Source organism: Nitratireductor sp. XY-223 (assembly GCF_004959855.1).
Taxonomy (GTDB): domain Bacteria; phylum Pseudomonadota; class Alphaproteobacteria; order Rhizobiales; family Rhizobiaceae; genus Hoeflea_A.
In genome coordinates, this window is sequence record NZ_SPNT01000004.1 from 316,102 (window position 1) to 336,266 (window position 20,165).

A 20,165-nucleotide genomic window follows, 5' to 3' on the forward strand; every position below is an offset into this window, starting at 1 on the left:
GGGACCCATGGATATCCACGAATACCAAGCCAAGGAAATCCTCTCGAATTTCGGCGTCGAGGTGCCGACGGGCGCATTGGCGTACAGCCCCGAACAGGCGGCCTATCGCGCCCGGGAACTGGGGGGCGACAGCTGGATCGTCAAGGCCCAGGTCCATGCCGGTGGCCGCGGCAAGGCGGGCGGCGTCAAGCTGTGCCACTCCCAGGACGCGATCTACGAGGCTTGCGACGCCATGTTCGGGCGCAAGCTGGTCACCCATCAGACAGGCCCGGAAGGCAAGGGCATCTACCGTGTTTACGTCGAATCCACGGTGCAGATCGATCGTGAAATCTATCTGGGTTTCGTTCTGGACCGGTCCAGCCAGCGTGTGATGATCGTCGCTTCCTCCGAGGGCGGCATGGAGATCGAGGAGATCTCGGCCGAACGACCGGACAGCATCGTCCGCTCGACCGTTGAACCGGCGGTCGGCCTGCAGGAGTTTCAGGCGCGTGAGATCGCCTTCAGCCTGGGGATTGATCCGGCGCTGATTCCGAACATGGCGCGCACGTTGCATGGCTGTTATCGCGCCTTCCGCGATTTCGATGCGACCATGGTCGAGATCAACCCGCTCGTCATTACCGGCGACAACAGGGTGCTGGCCCTGGACGCCAAGATGAGCTTCGACGACAACGCGCTGTTTCGCCATCCGCAGATCAGCGAGCTGCGCGACAAGTCGCAGGAAGATCCGCGTGAAAGCCGCGCCGCCGACCGTGGCCTGTCCTATGTCGGGCTGGATGGAAATATCGGCTGCATCGTCAACGGCGCCGGTCTGGCAATGGCAACGATGGACACGATCAAGCTCGCCGGAGGCGAGCCCGCGAACTTCCTCGACATCGGTGGAGGCGCGTCCCCGGAACGGGTGGCCAAGGCGTTCCGTCTGGTTCTTTCGGACAGCAACGTGCAGGCGGTTCTGGTCAACATTTTTGCCGGCATCAACCGCTGCGACTGGGTGGCCGAAGGGGTCGTGCATGCGCTGAAGGAGCTTCAGATCGACATTCCCGTCGTGGTCCGGCTGGCCGGCACCAATGTCGAGGAAGGACAGAAAATCCTCGCCAAATCCGGATTGCCCATCATCCGCGCGACGACGCTGATGGAGGCCGCCGAGCGCGCCGTTGCCGCCTGGCAGAACGATCTTACCCAGGGCACCAAAATAAGGGCAGTGTAATGAGCATTCTTCTAGATCGTGACTCCCGTGTCATCGTTCAGGGGATCACCGGGCGCATGGCCCGTTTCCACACCAAGGACATGCTGCAATACGGCACCAACGTCGTCGGTGGCGTGGTGCCCGGCAAGGGCGGCGAATCCGTTGAAGGCGTGCCGGTTTTCGACACGGTGAAACAGGCCGTCGAGGCAACCGGCGCGGACGCAAGCCTGGTTTTCGTGCCGCCGCCCTTTGCCGCGGATTCGATCATGGAGGCGGCAGACGGCGGCATTCGCTACTGCGTGTGCATTACCGACGGCATCCCCGCTCAGGACATGATCCGCGTGAAGCGATACATGTACCGCTATCCGCGCGACAGGCGCATGGTCCTGACGGGGCCGAACTGCGCCGGCACGATCAGCCCCGGAAAGGCACTTTTGGGAATCATGCCCGGTCATATCTATCTGCCGGGCCATGTGGGCATCATCGGCCGCTCCGGCACGCTTGGCTACGAAGCTGCGGCACAGCTCAAGGAGCACGGCATCGGCGTTTCCACAAGCGTCGGCATAGGCGGCGACCCCATCAACGGGTCGTCCTTCAAGGACATTCTCGAGCGCTTCGAGCAGGACGATGAGACCCACACGATCGCCATGATCGGCGAGATCGGCGGCCCTCAGGAAGCCGAGGCCGCCGAGTATATCCGCGACCATGTCACCAAGCCCGTGGTGGCCTATGTGGCCGGAATGACCGCCCCGAAGGGCCGCACGATGGGTCATGCCGGCGCGATTATCTCCGCCTTCGGCGAGAGCGCGTCGGAAAAGGTCGAAATCCTCTCCGCGGTCGGTGTGACGGTGGCCGAGAACCCTGCCGTTATCGGCGACACGATCGCCCAGGTCATGAAAGAGGCTGCGTGATGGCCAGGCCTTCGGTAATGGTAACGCGCCGCTGGCCGGCGGCCGTCGAGGCCCGACTGGCGGAAAATTACGATGCGGTGCTCAATACGGGCGACAAGCCGCTTTCGCCGGCGGAGTTCCGGCAGGCACTCAAGACCTACGATGCGGTGTTGCCCACCGTGACCGACCGGTTGAACGCCGAGGCCCTGGACGTGCCCGCCACCAGGACGAGGATCCTTGCCAACTACGGTGTCGGCTACAGCCACATCTGCGAGCAGACCGCGCGCAGCCTGGGACTGACCGTGACCAACACCCCTGACGTCCTGTCCGAATGCACCGCGGATCTGGCCATGACGCTGCTTCTGATGGCCGCCCGCCGCGCCGGCGAAGGCGAGCGCGAGCTTCGCGCCGGCGGCTGGACCGGCTGGCGTCCGACGCATCTGGTAGGAACCAAGGTCAGCGGCAAGACCCTCGGCATCATCGGTTACGGCCGCATCGGTCAGGAAATGGCCCGCCGCGCGCATCACGGTTTCGGCATGACAATCATCGTGCAAAACCGCAGCCGCGTCGATCCGTCCATCCTGGCGCATTGCAACGCGACTCAGGTCGACAGTGTCGAAGAGCTTTTGCCGCAATGCGATTTCGTTTCCCTGCACTGTCCCGGCGGCGACGGGAACCGGCACCTCATCAACGCGGCCCGGCTGGATCTGATGAAGCCCGGCGCCTTCCTGATTAACACGGCGCGCGGAGAGGTTGTCGACGAACGCGCACTGATCCAGGCGCTGATGTTCGAAACAATTGGCGGCGCGGCACTGGATGTCTTTGACGGCGAGCCGCGCATCAACCCCGACCTCATGCAATGCGACAACGTGGTGATGCTGCCGCACCTGGGCAGCGCAACCCGGGAGGCAAGAGAGGCCATGGGATTCCGTGTTCTCGACAACCTGGGTGACTTCTTCGAGGGGCGCGATCCGCGGGATCGTGTGATCTGATGCACGTTGCGGTTCAGGATGATCTGCGTTCGATAGCAGAAGACCGGACAGCCTATGCCGACGGCCTGTGGGCGGAACTGCGCATTCTGTGGCGCAATATCCTGCTCAAGCGCGCCCCGCATGTTGCATCCTGGGCCGATGCCCCCTCCCCGACCGCCATCCCCTTGGGAAAAGAGGCCACGCCCTACCTTCAGGCACTGTCCATCTGGTTTCAACTGCAGCGTATCATCGAAGAAAACGCGGCCGTTCGCGACAGGCGCATGACCGAAACCATTCGGGGACCGGAAGCCGTCGAGGGCGGCTTCGCCGAAGCCCTGTCCTCCAACGCGATCACCGCCGAACGTTTTCGGGACGTCGCCGGTGCCCTTTCTGTCGGCCCGACCCTGACCGCGCACCCGACGGAAGCCAAGCGTGTAACCGTGCTGGAGATTCACCGCCGGATTTACCGTTGTCTCGTCAGCCTCGAGTCCCAACGATGGACCCCGACCGAAAGAGCCGAGCTGCTGCACGACATCGAAGCGGAAATCGACCTGCTTTGGCTTACCGGCGAGCTTCGCTTGACGCGTCCCAGTTTGAACGACGAGATCGAGTGGGGCTTCCAGTTTTTCCGCGACAGCATTTTCGAAGCGGTGCCGCAGGTTTTGGAACGCTTCGACCAGGCGACAAAACAGGCCTTTGGCGAAGCCGCCGATACCACACCGGAAATCCGCCTTCACAGCTGGATCGGCGGAGATCGTGACGGCAATCCGAATGTCACGACGGAAATTACCGCCCAGGCGATACGGCGTGGCCGTGAACTTGCGCTCGAGCTTTATCAAAATTCGCTTGCCAAGGCCGCCGGCCGGCTCAGCATAAGCGATCAGATTCTGTCGCTTCCGGAGCCCCACCGGTCGCAGGTGCAGGCCTTGATAGAAGGCGGCCCCCAGACCGGCCGCAATCCCAACGAGCTCTTCCGGCAGGCCGCGTCGGCGATCGGGGACCGTTTGCAAAACGGGTCCTATGTGCATATCGGTCAGTTCCTCTCCGACCTCGACACGCTGGACGCGGCGCTGTGTGCCGTGGATGCCGAACCCCTGGCACGGCGTTATATCCGCCGGCTGCGCAGGTCCGCGTCGGTATTCGGTTTCCGGACCGCGACGCTGGATATCCGCCAGAATTCGACGGTCACGACCGCCGTCCTCTCGGAGATCTGGGAAAAACAGCCGGGCGCGGCACCGATCTACGGGACGAGCGCGTGGTCGGCGCGCCTGCGCCGGGAACTCGCTGACCCTGATTTGCAACGCCTCGACCCGGCCGGGCTGACGGATCAGGGGCGGGAACTGCTTCAGCTTCTGGCGCTGATGAATTCCATCTGCACAGAGCCGGATCCGAAGGCCGTCGGTCCTTTCATCCTGTCCATGACACGGTCCGCCGATGATATTCTCGGTGTCTACCTGCTCGCGCGTTATGCCGGCTTTGGGGCCGAAACGCTGGATCTTGCGGTCGTGCCGCTGTTCGAAACGATCGACGATCTGCGCAACGCTCCGTCCATCCTTCTGACCCTGCTTGACGTTCCGCTTGCCCGGCGCAGCCTCAAAACCAGGGGGCAGACAATCGAGGTCATGCTCGGCTATTCCGACAGCGGCAAGGATGGCGGTTTCTTCTGCTCGACCTGGGAGCTGGACCGGGCGCAGCGGAAAATCGCCTCGGCCCTGAAAACGCAAGGGTTTCACGCAGCCTTTTTCCACGGCCGCGGCGGGTCTGTCAGTCGTGGCGGCGCCCCCGCCGGTCGGGCCATAGCGGCGCAGCCCGCAGGAACGATATCGGGCCGGCTGCGTGTTACCGAACAGGGCGAGGTCGTCTCGGCGCAATATGCCAACCGCGGTACGGCCGCGGCGCATCTGGAGCTTTTGCTCGCCCATACGCTTCGGCACTCGGCCGAGCCCTGCGATACGCCTGCCCGTCCCGAATTCGAAGATGCGCTGGATGCGCTGTCGGGCCTGTCTCAGACGACCTATGTCTCGCTTCTCCAGATGCCGGGTTTCCTGAGCTATTTCCAGGAGGCGAGCCCGGTCGAGGAAATGGCGCGGCTGAAGATAGGTTCACGCCCTGCCCGCCGCTTCGGTGCCCAGAGCCTTGACGATCTGCGCGCCATCCCGTGGGTGTTCGCCTGGTCGCAAAATCGCCACCTGATCACCGGCTGGTACGGCTTTGGTGCGGCGGTCCACAATTTTCGGCGTTTCCGCGGCGCGCGCGGCGACCAGGTCCTGCAAGATCTGCTGCGGGAATCGAGACTGTTCAGACTCATCGTCGACGAGATCGAAAAGGCGCTTTACCAGACGGACATGGCGATTGCCGGCGAGTACGCCTCACTGGTTGCCGACCCCAAAACACGCGAGACCATATTCGGTGCGATCAAGGCCGAATACGAACGGGCCTGCGACAGCGTGCGTTTCCTGACCAAGTCGCGGGCGATCGGGCGCCGTTTCCCCCGGTTTTGCGAAAGCTTTGACCGCAAACGCGCCGATCTTGACCGGATTAACGCCCTGCAGGTGGCGCTGCTGCGCGAATCGCGCGGCGGCGCCCAAGGCACCGCTGTGCCGGTGCCGCTCCTGCAATCCATGAACGCCGTATCGGCCGGCCTTGGCTGGACCGGCTAACAAATGCAGGAGGCCTGTACCGTGAATACACACCACCGTTTCGATGGCTTTTTCACCGAATCCCTCGCTAGCCGCGACCCCGAGCTTCAGGCCGCGATCATGGGCGAGCTTGGCCGGCAACGCGACGAGATCGAGCTGATCGCATCGGAGAACATCGTTTCCGCAGCCGTCATGGAAGCCCAGGGCTCGGTTCTGACCAACAAATATGCCGAAGGCTATCCCGGCCGGCGCTACTATGGCGGCTGCAAATATGTCGACGTGGCCGAGAACCTGGCCATCGACCGCGCCAAGCAGCTGTTCGGCTGCGAGTTCGCCAATGTGCAGCCCAATTCCGGCTCGCAAGCCAACCAGGGCGTGTTCCTGGCCCTGCTGCAGCCGGGCGACACCATCCTCGGCATGAATCTCGCTTCCGGCGGCCACCTGACCCACGGTGCCGCGCCGAACCAGTCGGGCAAGTGGTTCAATTCCGTGCAATACGGCGTGCGCCGCGAAGACAACCTGATCGACTATGACGAGATCGAAGCGCTGGCGAGGGGGCACTTCCCGAAGCTAATCATCGCCGGCGGCTCGGCTATTCCGCGCGTCATCGACTTTGCCCGCATGCGCGAGATCGCCGACATGGTCGGCGCCTACCTGCTCGTCGACATGGCCCACTTTGCCGGGCTGGTCGCCGCCGGCGAGCACCCTTCGCCATTCCCCCACGCCCATGTGGCGACCACCACCACCCACAAAACCCTGCGCGGTCCGCGCGGCGGGATGATCCTGACCAATGACGAGACCATCGCCAAAAAGGTCAATTCGGCGATCTTTCCGGGCATCCAGGGCGGCCCGCTGATGCATGTGATCGCGGCCAAGGCGGCGGCCTTCGGCGAGGCGCTGCGCCCCGAGTTCAAGGATTACATGCGCCAGGTGCGCGCAAATGCCGACGCACTGGCCGACCAGCTGATCAAGGGCGGTCTGGACATCGTCACCGGCGGCACGGACACGCACGTAATGCTGGTTGACCTGCGGCCCAAGGGCGTGACCGGCAACATCGCGGACAAGGCTCTCGGCCGCGCCAATATCACCACCAACAAGAACGGAATCCCGTTTGACCCGGAAAAGCCGACAGTGACCTCGGGCATCCGCCTGGGCACCCCCGCGGGCACGACCCGCGGCTTCGGCCAGGCGGAATTTCGCGAGATTGCCGATCTGATCGTCGAAGTGCTCGACGGCCTGGCCGTCAACGGCGAAGACGGCAACGCGGACGTCGAGGCACGTGTGCGCGCCAAGGTGGCTGACCTGTGCGCGCGCTTCCCGATCTATGAGCAAGCGCAATTCCGAGGAGCCTGAAACATGAGTTTTTTTGCCGTCGAGCAGGCGCCCGCGCGCCTTAATCGCAGTGAACTGGCCGTTCCGGGCAGCCAACCGCAAATGTTTGAAAAGGCGGCACAATCCGATGCCGATGTCATTTTTCTCGATCTCGAGGATGCGGTGGCGCCCGATGAAAAGGAACAGGCGCGCAGGAACATCATTCAGGCCCTGAACGAAGTCGACTGGGGCAGCAAGACCATGTCGATCCGCATCAACGGCCTCGATACGCACTACATGTACCGGGACGTGGTGGATATCGTCGAACAGGCCGGCGAGCGCCTGGACCTCATCATGATCCCCAAGGTGGGAACCGCGGCCGATGTCTATGCAGTCGACATGATGGTCACCCAGATCGAAGACGCCAAGGGCTACAAGAAGCGGATCGGTTTCGAGCACATCATCGAGACCGCGCTCGGCATGCAGAATGTGAATGAGATCGCCTCGGCGTCGAAGCGCAACGAAAGCCTGCATTTCGGCGTCGCCGATTATGCCGCCAGCACGCGTGCCCGCACCACGATCATCGGCGGCGTCAATCCCGACTATTCAGTGCTGACCGATCCCGCCAACGACGGCAGCCGCGACGTGCACTGGGGCGACATGTGGCATTATGCGCTGGCTCGAATGGTCGTTGCGGCGCGCGCCAACGGTCTGCGCCCGATCGACGGACCGTTCGGCGATTTCCAGGACCCCGACGGTTATCGTGCGGCCGCCCGGCGTGCCGCCGTATTGGGCTGTGAAGGCAAGTGGGCCATCCACCCCAGCCAGATCGCGCTTGCCAACGGGGTGATGAGCCCGTCTGACGCCGAGGTCACCAAGGCCCACCGCATCCTGGAAGCCATGGCGGAGGCCGAAGCGGCCGGCAGGGGCGCGGTGTCGCTGGACGGTCGCCTGATCGACTACGCATCCATCCGGCAGGCCGAGGTGATGGTCGAGAAATCCCGCCAGATCGCCGCCGGCTGATCCGCGCGTCGCGGTGCGGAAGATGGTCGATCTTCGCGGCAGGGCCCGGGCGATCTTCGACCGGGCGGTCGAGGCCGCGAACCCGTCACTTGCCTTGCGAAACCGATTGGCATCGCAACCGTTTCCGGTGCCGGCAAGCGGTGGGCGTACCATATTGATCGCCATCGGCAAGGCCGCGCCCGCCATGCTTTCGGAGGCCCTCGACCACGTGGCCGGCGAGCGCGAGGCGATTGCCGTTACCAATTACGAGAACGACGTGCAGGTGCCGGGCGCCACCGTCATCCGGGCCGGACATCCCGTGCCGGACCAAAACGGACTGTCGGCGGGCCGGCACATAATCGGCCTGCTTTCTTCCGCGACGTCCAAGGATCACGTGATTGCACTCATCTCCGGCGGGGGCTCCGCGCTGGTTCCGGCGCCTGTGGACGGCGTCAGCCTTGAAGACAAGGCGGAGGTTAACCGGCTGCTGCTGTCCTGCGGGATGGATATTGTGGCCATGAACCTCGTCCGTCAGCAACTGAGCAGGCTGAAGGGCGGCGGCCTGCCAAGGCTTGCGGCACCCGCTGCGGTGACGGCCTATATCCTTTCCGATGTGATCGGCGATGACCTGCGCGCAGTCGCCAGCGGCCCGACCGTTTCGCCGATCGGCACACGGGCCGAGGCGCGGCAAGCCTGCAAAGAGGCGGGTATCTGGAACGGCCTGCCCGCATCCGTGCGCGCTCACCTGGAGCGAGACGAAGAGAAAATGAACTCCTTTCCCGAGGCCGGCAACCATCTGATCGGGTCCAACCGCCTCAGCCTGATGGCCGCCCGGAGCGAAGCCGGGAAGGACTTCGAGGCAAGGATCGTGTCCGACCGCCTGACAGGTGACGTGTCGATTGCCGCCGATACGATCATGCAGGCGGTTCGCACCGCGCCAACCGGAACGCCCCTCGCCCTCCTTTTTGGCGGCGAGACCACGGTGCAGGTCACCGGCAACGGAACCGGCGGGCGAAATCAGGAGCTGGCGCTGCGCATCGCAATGCTGGCCGACACACTCGGCGAAGACAGGGACTGGGTTTTCCTGAGCGGCGGAACCGACGGGCGGGACGGACCGACCGAGGCCGCCGGTGGTTTTGTCGATGCGCAAACCTGCGCGCGCATTATCGGATCGGGCTGGGATCCGGCAGCGATGCTTGCAAAAAATGACAGCAACGCGGCGCTGGCCGCGGCGAATGATCTTTTGCTGACCGGCTCGACCGGTACCAACGTCGCCGACATTCAAGTGTTTTTGCGGACGTGAGAGAATCTGGAAATCAGTGGGAGGCATCGATGACAATTGCGCAGATGAACTGGGGCCGGATGAGATATGCACCGGACGATCCGCGATTGGCCGAGTTCATGGACAGTCTTGAATCCGTCTACCGGAAGGCGGAAGCGCATCCCGGGTTTATCTGGCGCATGCCGGATGAGGAAGCCGCCAGTCAGCTCGCCGCATTGGGCTATGACGATCGCTTTTCCGCGACGGTATCGGTCTGGCGGTCTGTCGAAGATCTTCGTGATTACACATTCGGCCCGGACCACGGCTCGTTCTTCGAGAGGCGGGCGGAATGGTTTGAGGATATCGATGAACCGCGCCTGGTTATCTGGGAGGTGGAAGAAACGGCGCGGCCGAGCTTCAAGGATGCATTCGACCGCCTGGAATTGCTGAAGACCGGCGGAGCTTCCGGTGAGGCATACGCGTGGTAGAGCGACGGAGCCACGCTTTATCTGTCCGATCCGTCGAAAAACAAACGGAACGCGTGGCGCCTCTTGCAGCAACGCACGGCAACGGAGCAAATTGACATTCACTGCGACCGTAAAGGGGCCGCAATCGTCAAATCATCAATGCCTTGCTCACCATCGCTTGCTTGTTCGGATATTGTGAAACGTCGACGCCATGGTCCGCCAGCGCATCACTGAGTTCTTGTTCGCTCAAGGCTTCTATCGCCTCAGTCGTCATTTTCATGAAGTTGATGCGGCGTTTGAGCGGGCCGTTTGTCTCACCGAAAATATGCCGATCCTCAAACGCGAACTCATCCGCGTATTTGGTCATGAAGTAAGCGAGAAATGTGTTGATGCTGGTTCGGACGCGGGGATCAGCCGACATTAAATCAGATGAGGCATCAAGCGTATTGCGCATCAGAGTAACCCACCGCTCCGCCCCATTGTCGTTCATCAGCGCCATCGCATTGTGCATGTGATGAAAGCTCAGTCGGAACTCCGCGCCGTGATAGTAGGGCCCGCCGCCCATCACATCGATCCACATCGACGCCTGGGTGCTTACATGATGGCCAAGTCCGCCAACGCGCTCGAAAACTGAAGTAAACCAGGGCTCATCCGCAAAGACCCGTTCGTAGAACCGAAGCACGATGCCGACAATCGGGTCTTGCCCGAGGACAGAGTAGAGCTGCCAAAACTGAATAGGCTTCGAGACGTCGCTGGGGGCAGTCAGCGAGACGATTTCGGGCAGCCGATGCGCATCTGACGGCAGCAACCCCTTCTCGATTGCCGCAGTGATATAGGCCTGCTGAATCTTCTCGCTCATGTAGCCATGGCGGGTAGGAAATTTAGGAAGGTCAACACCGGTCATGAGGTGGTTTCCAAGAGCTTCACGGCCATGATCATCGGGAGATCGCTGGCCGCTGCCGGACAACAGGTAATGCTTCGCACAATCAGGCCTCTGCCTTCGGGAGATGCGGAAAGTCTCCCTTCTCGATGTAGATCTCCTCCTCGGCACTCGAAACTCTGCCAAGATGCGCATTCCTGTGAGGGTGCCGCCCAAAGCGTTCGATCACAGACCGGACGTGTGCATTTTGCCCGCGCAACCGTTCAGCGATTTCTGAGAGCTGCGGTGGAATCTCCGCAATCACGACCTCCGTCAGTTTTTCCATAAGGGCGATTCGATCCAAATGATCGGGCCCCTCGCAGTGACTGAGCGCGATGAGGTAGAACATCTTTTTCCAGGGTTTGACAGCCGCGAAATGCCCCATTTCGATCCCCTCCAGAATAAGCAGATTCGCCTTGATGTCCTGGGCATAGGCCGCCGGCGTATCCCGCCACAGGGATCGCGGAAACTGGTCCAGTGCAATGAGAAGCGCCACCCTTCCCTCCGCCGTCTCCGTCCAGTGGTCCAATTCACTCCGTGCGGCGGCAAGCGTCAAATCGGCAAAATCGCGTGCGATAATCTGGTCCATTCCGCCATACATGCGAACTTTGATCCACTCGGAAAATCGCTCCGCGCTCTCCCAGAAGGGTTCATTTGGAAACCAAAGGTCCAGGACCGGTTCTGGCCGATAATCTTCATTGTCCATTGTTCAAGTGTCCTTCGGGGAGAACCTGCAATGACGCCCCATTACCTGTGAAAAGACCCCATGTCTTTGGGCCGTGTTCGGATAAAGCCCAGCGAGGTATCGACTGTCGGATGTCGCGATGCCCTCCGGCCCCTGCAATAGCCAAACAGCAAAAGCCCTGACCGCTCAAGCGTCCAGGACCAAACAAGTCGTGCTTGCGTGCGCATAGATTGTTCCATGCTTGTCCAGCAGGCGTGCTTCGGCAGTGCCGGTCCGTCCACCGACATGCACGGCGTGTGCTTCGCAGTGAAAGGTATCTGCGCCAGGGTGAATGGCGCGCACCATGTTAACTTTGGTTTCAAGCGTGGTGAACACCTTTCCGGCCGGCAACTTTGTCTGAACGGCCGCACCCAATGCAGAGTCGACTACGGTCATCGCCCAACCACCATGCACAACACCTAGATGGTTCAAGTGACAGTCATCCGGCACACAATCCAAGACAACCCTGCCATCCTCAACCGTCGCCAGCTTGAAGTTCATGTTCCGCGCCATGTTGGGCTGCGGAAACCCGCGCTCCATGGCGTGTTCAAGAAATTCAAGGCCAGAAAGTTCTTTCATGGCTTCCGCAAAATTTGTGACTTGGGAAGAATTGGTCATTCTGGATTTCCCATGTTGTGTGCGTTCAAGAATAACTGCTAAGCCGTTGCATCTCTGACACAGAAACCCCATGCTTTTGGGCCGTTTTCGGGTCGAGCCAGGGTGAGGTATCGACCGTCGGATCGTGGTCGGTGGCAAACTCGAAAACTATGCCTTCCGGCCCTTTGCAATAGGCGGAATAGCAGAAGCCGTGATCGAGTGGGCCTATGACCCAGATTCCGTTGCGCCTTATTCGCGCGACCAGACGGTCCAGGGCATCGCGATCAGGACAGGTAAATGCAAGATGCTGCAGCGCCCCCGGCGCGATGACGCCAATCGGGTCTCTTGGTTCCGACACGTCTACAACCGGCGCTGACGCGGCGATGGCCTCGTCAAAGTACAGGCTGAAGGTGGACTCATCACTTTCCTCACCGATCCGCATGACCACACGTATGCCGGATTTCTCACGCTGGATAGCGATGAGCGAAAACCCAAGGACCTCGCTGTAAAAGCGGATGGTTTCGCGCGGGTTGCCCGTTGCGAGGGAGACGCTCTGTGCTTTGTTTATGTTGATCATTGCGTCACCCTCAGCTTGCCTTGGAGTTTCAGGAGAAGAATGCGCGGCAGGGCGACCGCCATCTTTTTGAGATTCGAAACTATTGCCTTGAGCGATCGGGATTGGTCGGCCGGTATCGTCTCCGTCATCAACCAGTTGAGAAGATTGATTGGCAAGTGCGGGATAAAGGCCGTGTCCTTCGTCAGGCCGAACCGATATTTGCTGTCGTAGAAATCGGGGTTCGGTGTTGCGATGTACTCATCCGGCTCCGGCGAGGGTGACATGGCCGCCAGCACCTCCGCCTCTGAAAGACCCAGCTCATTCGCCGCCTCCATGTCGATCAGGTCCCGCTGCCCTGTTCTGACGCCCCCATCGACAGCAATGCGGAACAGCATTTCGTGCGGGCCCTTCAGCGAGAACGACTTCTCATAGCCGCGATCCTCGATATCGCTGACCGAGTATCCTTTAGCCTCGATATGAGCCCGTGCCGCGTTCAAGTCTTCTTCTGAGGCGACGTGAAAGCTGATGGATTGCATCGCGCCTGGCGCAACCGTGTCCGACTGGCCCGTGGGTGAAGTCAGACCCGGAACCGGCGTCAGCTTGTTCATTTCAGGCCTGTTGCAGAGGCTGAAAAACCCCGAATTGCGCTCATCGCCGTAGGCGATCAAGGCGTGGTCGGAGTCCTTGGACCCGTGCATGAGGTACCAGGCCACCATGCGCATGCCGAAGACTTCGTGAAAGAAGTTGAGCGCGGTTGGATAGTCGGTTGTGCCGACATTGGGGTGGTGGATACCGGTTATCAGGTTGAGCGCTTTGCCTGTCATGATAGCCTCCTCAAGAACCTCCGGCTGCGCCGCTGTCGCGCATCACCGGGTTTTCCAGATTGCCGAGAGGGCCGCCGCGCACGACGACCTGGTCGCCTTCCTTCATCCAAAGGTAGGGGTCGTGGAACGCGCCGACGCCTTCGGGCGAGCCGGTCACAATCACGTCGCCCGGGCGCAGGTCAGTCACCTCGGAGCAATAGGCGATGATGTCCGGGATCGGGATGATCAGATCATCAAGGGTCAGTGTCTGGAGCACGCTCCCGTTCAGTACGAGCTCCAGCTTGATGTCTTCCATTGCCGGCGCTTCATCAAGCGTCGTCATCCAGGGACCGAACCCGCCGGTTGCCGGGAAAATCTTGCCTGCGGTGATTTGCGGTGTGTGGATTTGGTAGTCGCGTATGCTCGCATCGTTGAATGGCGCGAAGCCGGCGACATAGGACATGGCGTCTTCTGCGGAGACGTTTCGAGCATGCTTTCCGATGACCACGGCAAGCTCCGCCTCGTAGTCAAGCGCTTCCGAAACACTTGGTAACAGGATTGGTTGATCATGCCCGACAAGAGAATCGGTCGTCCGCACGAACAGCCAGGGTTTGGCGGGATGTTCCTTTAGGCCTGTGTAATCGCGGGATTCCTCGAAGTGTGACTTGGTGTTGATGCCGACGCAAATAACTTTGGACGGATTGGGAATGACCGGGTCGAAAACGACAGCACTGATAGGCACCGCTTCGGCAGATTCAGCTTGTTCGGCGATCCAATCGAGACCGTTTTCCAGTGCTTCACGAAGTGTCGGAACACTGCTGGCCGCGCCGATGTCCAGTATTTTATCGGCCTTGACCACGCCGTAGCTTGAGGTTTCCGCTGTATGAAAGCTTGCCAGTTGCATGGCTTTTTTCCTTTTCGATGATCGATGGATTGTTGTTGCTCGGATTTACCGATTGCCCGTGTCAGGCATGCTGCAAGGCGGCGATATCCGCACAGCGCGCAGTGGCAACATCGCCCTGACGGGCGAGGTCAGCGATGAACTGCTCGAAAAGCTGCATCCGATCTTCGTCCAACGCCAACATGTAGGGATGGAAGATGAGCGTCTTCACTTCATCCTGCTGAGCAGCGGGGTTTAAATGCTTGGCAAGATTATCGGCCCAAACCGACAGTGGGCCGACCGCACCTTTACCTCCTCCGAGAACAGCCTCACGCAACGGAGCCATCAAAGGCTCAAACCAAAATGCGTCAACGTCGCTCCACGCAAAGGGGATGTTGGCGAGCGTGTTGGTTGGCAGTTCGATGTGGGCAGCTGGGGAAATATGGGTGGCGCCCTGTTCGGCGAGCAATTCCACGGTCTGTTGCGTGATGCCCCCTCCCGGAGGCCTGAACCCCACCGGATTCAATCCCAGATCACGGAAGGCCTTGAAGGAGCGATCCAGGAGTTCCTTTTCTCTTTCGGCCGCAACGTCCGCCCAGTTCTCATGGCGCCAACCATGCAGCGCCAGCTCGTGCCCGCCCTCGACAACGCTCTCCAGAACCTTCGGATAGGTGCCTGCATTCCAACCCTCAAAGAAGAAAGTCGCCTGAACGCCGTTGCTACTCAGAATATCGAGGATGCGCGGCATGACATTTGCGGAAACATGATCTCCGGCTGGTGTGTCGGGAGGCAGCAAGCCAAACTCAATCTCCGCTGCCTCACCGAGATTATCAAACGTCACGCACAGAGTTTTTTTGCGTGCAGCGCTCCGATCCATCATTGGGATCTCCTCCGAATATCGAACTCGAGTTAGACATATTGTTCAATTTGAATTATTTGTCAACCCCACTTTATTTTTCCAACACAACCGCTACAGTGGTGGCGAATCTTGGAGGCATACGGCGATGCAGCGCGAAGTGGACTTGGTCAGACGAGCGGAAATTGGACGAGAGCGCCGAGCTCGCACGAGGTCTGCGATCATTCAGGCCGCCATTGAAGTGATTGCCGAAAAGGGAGAGGAATCCGTCACCACACAAGACTTCATGGACAGGGCCGGTGTCTCCCGCGGAACTTTCTACAATTACTTCGATGCGAAAACGAGCGTGCTATCGGCAATTGCTGACGACCTCATGGACAGTTTGAACGCCCAGATCATTGAAGAATCGCAAGATATTGAAAACGCTGATGAAAGATTGGCCTGGATCCTGCACAGAGTGTTGGAACGGGCAGATAGAGACCCGACCTGGGCGAATGCACTCCTGGTTGCCGTGTGGCGAAATGCACCGAACATCGTGGGCGAAACGACCATGGGTTATCTACTAGCGGATCTGAACCTGGGCCGCGACCAGGGCTTGTTTTCGGTGATGGACGACACGGTTTCCGCAAGCATTATTTTCGGATCCATGATGTTTGGAATGCGCGCGGTTCTCGATCAACAGTATGGCGTGGAGCAAAGACGGCAATTGGTATCCCAGATACTCGTCGCCCTTGGCGCCCAGCAGCGTCGCGCGGAAATAGTCAGTGAGTCCATCCACAAGCGCTGTCAGGCTGCGATGGCAAATTTTACGTCTGAGTATTGACATTCTGTTCAAATTGAACAAATAGTCCAATTTATGTAGCCAAGCCGCATGAGCATTGGCCAATTGTGCGCCTAGGAGGGCCCACAGATGAATTGGACCGGAGACGACACGCAGCAGAACGGCTGGAGGATCGCATCCAAAGCGGATGTGTTACGCGTAGAAAACCGGCCGTTGGAAGCTGAGCTTGAATACCAAACAACCTGGGATCTTTTGCTGCGCTGTGAACGAGAGTTTGCGGATCTTCCTGCACTGAGTTTTCTGTTGACCGGTGAGGTGGATGAAGAACCGCGCACCTGGACCTATTCAGAGTTTGTCGGAGAGGTTCGCCGCGCCGCCAATCTGATTAGCGATCTGAGTACGGCTCCCGCAGCCGCGGTGTCCCTCGTGTTGCCGAACCTGCCCGAGACGCATTTTCTGATTTGGGGTGCGGAAGCCGTTGGAGCGGCGAACCCTATCAACCCGTTTCTGGAAGAGAATTACATTGCCAACATTATGCGCGAAGCAGGGTCGGAGACCGCTGTAACCGTCGCGGAACATGTCTCGCGCGATCTCTTTGCGAAAGTCCGTGGCGCTGCAGAGGCGAGCGGATGCGTGAAACGTTTGGTGACCGTAGATCTGGCTCGTTACTTGGGAGCAGCCGTATCGGAGGGAGCCTCGACCAAGGTTCTGCCTTCAGGCCTGGAGGTTATTTCGTACGAACACGTTTCGGGAAACTACTCTCCGTCGGTTCCCAACTTTGAGCGGGAAACTGGACCCGACACGATAGCAAGCTTGTTCCACACGGGGGGCACGACAGGCTTGCCGAAACTTGCGAAGCGCAGCCACCTGAACGAGGCCTATCAGGGTTGGGTCGTTTCCAATTTTGCAGGATACAAACGCCAAGACACGATATTGTGCGGTCTGCCTCTTTTCCATGTCAATGCGAGCATTGTGACGGGTCTCGCCGCGTTCGTCTCCGGCAGCCATGTGCTTTTGACCACGCCCGAAGGTTACCGAAACCGGACGTTTATGGCCAACATCTGGAAGATAATCGAGCGGCACAATGTCACGGCGATTTCCGGTGTGCCGACTCTCTATGCAGCCCTGTTGGATATTCCGCGGGGAAGCGCTGATATTTCGTCTTTAAAAACAGGATTCTGCGGCGCGGCGCCCATTTCACCTGAGCTCTTTCGCAAGGTTGAAGACGCCTTGGGATTGCGCATTGTCGAGGCTTACGGCCTGACTGAGGGCGGATGTGTGTCCACGGCGAATCCAGTTTTTGGCGAGGCGAAGATTGGGTCTGTAGGGATCGCTCTGCCGTTTCAGGAAGTTGCCGTTGCGGAGCTGTCCGCTGACGGTGAAATTGCCGACTTTCACGGAACGAATGAGGTTGGTTCTGTCGTTGTAAGGGGCCCAAACGTTTTCCCGGGATACACAGAGGAACGTCGTAACCGGGGCGTTCTCACTGGGGACGGATGGCTGATAACAGGCGATCTGGGGAAAATCGATGAGGATGGATTTCTTTGGCTGACCGGGCGCGCGAAGGATCTGATCATACGCGGCGGCCATAACATCGATCCGGCCTCAATTGAGGATCCGCTCTCCGCACACCCAGACGTAGCGCTGGCCGCAGCCGTTGGCCGACCGGACAGCTATGCGGGAGAACTGCCGGTCGCATTTGTCCAGCTTCGCCAGGGCGCGGATGCCGATAGGGAAACACTCGGGACCTGGTTGCGTGATCAGATATCCGAAAAGGCTGCGCGACCGGTCAGAATAGACATTTTGGATGCGATGCCGCTCACGACGGTCGGCAAGACTTTCAAACCTACTCTCCGGGTGAAGGCTGTAGAGCAGGCCTTGTCCGATCATTTGGCCGCGCACAACATCAATACGGCGGAGTACGAAGTCACCATCAATAGCAATGGTCAAATCACAGCGACGCTGAGCTTTGGTGGCAAATCCCCGGTTTCTGAACTGTGTGACGAAGTGTCTGCCTGGCCTATTCCAGTCGACATTCACTAGATGCGCGCGCTGATGGCGTACATCCGGAGGCAGTCGTGCGGCTTGGCACTGATGCCCAACTTAGGACGAAGACTATGAAAAAGAGAATCGCAATTGTTGGCGGTGGTTTTGCAGGTGCGGAACTGGCCAAGTCATTGGAAGAAAAAGCGGATGTGACGCTCATCGAGCAGAATACTCATTTTGTTCATACGCCCGCCATGGTGAGAGCGACCGTTGATCCATCGTTGCTGGACCGGGCACTCATCCCGTACGAAAAACTGCTGAAAAAAGGACGGATTGTGCACGGACGGGCCCAAAGCGTGGATGCAACCGGGGTCACAATGGACGACGGTGAGCAGATCGAGGCCGACTACACCGTTATCGCAACAGGTTCGGCCTATGCCGCTCCTTTCAAGGCGAAGGATGGTGAAATCGATGGGCTGCGAGCTGCCAACGCTCAGATCAACCGCAAACTACGCAACGCAAAAACGATTGCGATTGTTGGCGCCGGTGCCGTGGGGACCGAATTGGCTGGTGAGATAAAGCACGCCATGCCCGACAAGAAAGTGACTTTGATCTCGGCGGATAAAACACTCTTTCCTGGATTTCCGGACAAGCTCGGAAATCAATTAGGGAGCAAGCTCAGGGCCGCTGGCGTAGATGTAATCTTGGGAGCGATGGCAGAGAACCTGAAAAGCTTGACGGAGCCTTATGCCGGATCGCTGACACTGGACAACGGGCAACACGTTGACGCGGATCTCATCTTTCCGGTTGTCGGATCACGCGCGCGGCCCGAGCTGCTGGAATCACTTCCAGGCGCAAAAAAGAGCAGCTCCAACCGGATAAAGGTTGATCAGTGGATGCGTCCGTCCGATTTGCCCAATGTCTTTGCAGTAGGGGATGTCGCGGACAATGGTGATCCGATGACGGTTGTGGCGATTAACCGGCAGGAACCCTGGCTTTCGAAAACCCTGCTGGCATTGGCCAAAGGAGCGAAAGTGGAGAACCAAAGACCCTACACGGCTGCGAACAAATCCATGATCCTCATCCCTCTCGGACCCAATATCGGCAATTCATTCCTTGCAGTTGCGACAGTGGGCAACTTTCTAACACGGTTGTTCAAGGGCAAGGATTTGTTCCTGACCAAGTATAACAATTCCTTCGGCCGATAGGAGCATTAGGCCTGTAGGCGATATCCCGAACCCACGCCGCCAAATTGAGGATGATTTCCTCGCCAATTTGGCAGAAATATCTCTAACTCATTGAAAAAATTGGCGCACCCGACACGATTCGAACGTGTGACCTCTGCCTTCGGAGGGCAGCGCTCTATCCAGCTGAGCTACGGGTGCCAGGCGCCGAAGCGCGAACACGACAAGCTGGATAACCGATGTCAGCCGCCACTGCAATGGAAATTACCGTGCGGCCGGGAAACTCAGATTGGTCCGGCTGGTGCATCTTTGCGCCGGTAAAACAAATTCCATCGGATCCTTCAACGCCGCCGCGGGGCGGGCTCAGTTGTAGGCCGGCATGAACAATAGTTTCAGATAGGAGCGGAAGAGCAGGATCTGCTTGGACAGTTCCTGCGGCGCCTCCAGTGCCCGCGACAGGACGATGCCGCCCTCGACGATGCCGGTCACCATGTCGGCCACCGCCTCCAGGTCCACATCGTCCTTCGGCGGATAGATGGCAGCGATCTTTTCCAGCTCTGCCAGAAAGCGCCGGCGCCATTTGAGCAGCGCGTGCTTGTTCAGCTCGCGCACGTCGGAATCAAACAGGCGCTCATTGTAGCAGCAGGTCGCCACCAGGCAGCCGGGATGCCCCTTGGGCAGATCCGCCATCATCTCGGCAAACAGCTTGAGGCCGATCAGAAAAGCGTGCAACGGATCGTCGTGCAGCTCCCGTGCCCGGGCGAAGAGATCGTCGAGCAGTTCGTCCTCGCGGTCGACATAGCGCTGCAGAAGCGCCAGCGCCAGCTGGTTCTTGTCCCTGAAATGATAGAAAAAGCCGCTCTTGGTGATCTCCGCCTCGGCGATGATCTCGTCGATCGAGGTGGCGCCGAAACCCTTGGTCAGCACCGACGCCTCGGCGATGTCCATCAAGCGCTCGCGCGTTTCCTGCCCCTTGCCCATATTCAGTCCCGTTTTGCTTTACCGCCGGTACAGTACCGTCAGTACAGTTTCTGGTCCGATCTAAACGCCGTGACAGATGCCTTCATTCCAACCAATTGATATTGCTGCTTAAAATTTTTCGCAACGACCGTACCGCAAACTTTCTATCGGCATTGACCAAATCATTTCATGTTT

General features: G+C 59.6%; 19 protein-coding genes and 1 tRNA gene. 11 read left to right on the plus strand and 9 right to left on the minus strand.

Annotated elements, in window-relative coordinates:
• Positions 1 to 7: 7 nt before the first annotated feature.
• Genes E4M07_RS16675 through E4M07_RS16710 form a run of 8 tightly spaced genes read left to right on the plus strand, consistent with a single transcriptional unit; the run spans position 8 to position 9,745 of the window.
• Entirely contained in the window at positions 8 to 1,204 is a 1,197-nt protein-coding gene (locus tag E4M07_RS16675) for a malate--CoA ligase subunit beta (protein ID WP_136659504.1), read from the plus strand.
• Complete coding sequence (gene sucD / locus E4M07_RS16680; protein WP_136659505.1) at positions 1,204 to 2,094, plus strand: succinate--CoA ligase subunit alpha; 891 nt, start codon at positions 1,204 to 1,206, stop codon at positions 2,092 to 2,094. The genes E4M07_RS16675 and sucD overlap by 1 nt, the downstream gene beginning before the upstream one ends.
• On the plus strand, positions 2,094 to 3,065 hold the full coding sequence (locus E4M07_RS16685; protein WP_136659506.1) for a D-glycerate dehydrogenase: 972 nt from the start codon (positions 2,094 to 2,096) through the stop codon (positions 3,063 to 3,065). The genes sucD and E4M07_RS16685 overlap by 1 nt, the downstream gene beginning before the upstream one ends.
• The gene (locus tag E4M07_RS16690; RefSeq protein WP_136659507.1) at positions 3,065 to 5,704 is read left to right on the plus strand and encodes a phosphoenolpyruvate carboxylase; all 2,640 of its coding nucleotides are present in this window, start codon (positions 3,065 to 3,067) and stop codon (positions 5,702 to 5,704) included. The genes E4M07_RS16685 and E4M07_RS16690 overlap by 1 nt, the downstream gene beginning before the upstream one ends.
• A 21-nt stretch (positions 5,705 to 5,725) precedes the next feature.
• Complete coding sequence (gene glyA / locus E4M07_RS16695) at positions 5,726 to 7,036, plus strand: serine hydroxymethyltransferase (RefSeq protein ID WP_281404988.1); 1,311 nt, start codon at positions 5,726 to 5,728, stop codon at positions 7,034 to 7,036.
• Between the two features lie 3 nt (positions 7,037 to 7,039).
• Positions 7,040 to 8,017 carry a CoA ester lyase gene (locus E4M07_RS16700; RefSeq protein ID WP_136659509.1) on the plus strand — a complete coding sequence of 326 codons (978 nt, stop codon included), beginning with the start codon at positions 7,040 to 7,042 and terminating at the stop codon, positions 8,015 to 8,017.
• Positions 8,018 to 8,039: 22 nt separating this feature from the next.
• Positions 8,040 to 9,299 (plus strand): DUF4147 domain-containing protein, encoded by a 1,260-nt coding sequence (locus E4M07_RS16705; RefSeq protein ID WP_136659510.1) that lies wholly within the window; start codon positions 8,040 to 8,042, stop codon positions 9,297 to 9,299.
• A gap of 29 nt (positions 9,300 to 9,328) precedes the next feature.
• Entirely contained in the window at positions 9,329 to 9,745 is a 417-nt protein-coding gene (locus E4M07_RS16710) for a DUF3291 domain-containing protein (protein WP_136659511.1), read from the plus strand.
• A gap of 127 nt (positions 9,746 to 9,872) precedes the next feature.
• Here E4M07_RS16710 and E4M07_RS16715 read toward each other — a convergent pair whose 3' ends face one another.
• The 7 genes from E4M07_RS16715 to E4M07_RS16745 all read right to left on the minus strand — a co-directional run bounded on the left by E4M07_RS16715 (position 9,873) and on the right by E4M07_RS16745 (position 15,083).
• Complete coding sequence (locus tag E4M07_RS16715; RefSeq protein WP_136659512.1) at positions 9,873 to 10,628, minus strand: hypothetical protein; 756 nt, start codon at positions 10,626 to 10,628, stop codon at positions 9,873 to 9,875.
• 82 nt (positions 10,629 to 10,710) lie between these two features.
• Complete coding sequence (locus E4M07_RS16720; RefSeq protein WP_136659513.1) at positions 10,711 to 11,349, minus strand: DUF924 family protein; 639 nt, start codon at positions 11,347 to 11,349, stop codon at positions 10,711 to 10,713.
• A gap of 165 nt (positions 11,350 to 11,514) precedes the next feature.
• Positions 11,515 to 11,985, minus strand: a complete 471-nt coding sequence (locus E4M07_RS16725; protein WP_169054258.1) for a PaaI family thioesterase — start codon at positions 11,983 to 11,985, stop codon at positions 11,515 to 11,517.
• A gap of 25 nt (positions 11,986 to 12,010) precedes the next feature.
• On the minus strand, positions 12,011 to 12,541 hold the full coding sequence (locus E4M07_RS16730; protein ID WP_136659515.1) for a VOC family protein: 531 nt from the start codon (positions 12,539 to 12,541) through the stop codon (positions 12,011 to 12,013).
• Positions 12,538 to 13,344, minus strand: a complete 807-nt coding sequence (locus tag E4M07_RS16735) for a VOC family protein (RefSeq protein ID WP_136659516.1) — start codon at positions 13,342 to 13,344, stop codon at positions 12,538 to 12,540. Before E4M07_RS16735 ends, E4M07_RS16730 begins: the two co-directional genes overlap by 4 nt.
• A 10-nt stretch (positions 13,345 to 13,354) precedes the next feature.
• Positions 13,355 to 14,227: a fumarylacetoacetate hydrolase family protein gene (locus E4M07_RS16740; protein WP_136659517.1), complete on the minus strand. Its 873-nt coding sequence runs from the start codon at positions 14,225 to 14,227 to the stop codon at positions 13,355 to 13,357.
• 61 nt (positions 14,228 to 14,288) lie between these two features.
• Entirely contained in the window at positions 14,289 to 15,083 is a 795-nt protein-coding gene (locus E4M07_RS16745; protein ID WP_136659518.1) for a polysaccharide deacetylase family protein, read from the minus strand.
• Positions 15,084 to 15,207: 124 nt separating this feature from the next.
• Here E4M07_RS16745 and E4M07_RS16750 point away from each other — a divergent pair, with 124 nt between their 5' ends.
• The 3 genes from E4M07_RS16750 to E4M07_RS16760 all read left to right on the plus strand — a co-directional run bounded on the left by E4M07_RS16750 (position 15,208) and on the right by E4M07_RS16760 (position 19,034).
• Positions 15,208 to 15,882 (plus strand): TetR/AcrR family transcriptional regulator, encoded by a 675-nt coding sequence (locus E4M07_RS16750; RefSeq protein WP_136659519.1) that lies wholly within the window; start codon positions 15,208 to 15,210, stop codon positions 15,880 to 15,882.
• An 87-nt stretch (positions 15,883 to 15,969) separates the two neighbouring features.
• Complete coding sequence (locus tag E4M07_RS16755) at positions 15,970 to 17,883, plus strand: acyl-CoA synthetase (protein ID WP_136659520.1); 1,914 nt, start codon at positions 15,970 to 15,972, stop codon at positions 17,881 to 17,883.
• 35 nt (positions 17,884 to 17,918) lie between these two features.
• Complete coding sequence (locus tag E4M07_RS16760) at positions 17,919 to 19,034, plus strand: FAD-dependent oxidoreductase (protein ID WP_348640523.1); 1,116 nt, start codon at positions 17,919 to 17,921, stop codon at positions 19,032 to 19,034.
• A 100-nt stretch (positions 19,035 to 19,134) separates the two neighbouring features.
• Here E4M07_RS16760 and E4M07_RS16765 read toward each other — a convergent pair.
• Both E4M07_RS16765 and E4M07_RS16770 read right to left on the minus strand, forming a co-directional pair.
• Positions 19,135 to 19,211, minus strand: a tRNA-Arg gene (locus tag E4M07_RS16765).
• 162 nt (positions 19,212 to 19,373) lie between these two features.
• The gene (locus E4M07_RS16770) at positions 19,374 to 19,991 is read right to left on the minus strand and encodes a TetR/AcrR family transcriptional regulator (protein WP_136659522.1); all 618 of its coding nucleotides are present in this window, start codon (positions 19,989 to 19,991) and stop codon (positions 19,374 to 19,376) included.
• Positions 19,992 to 20,165 lie beyond the last annotated feature (174 nt).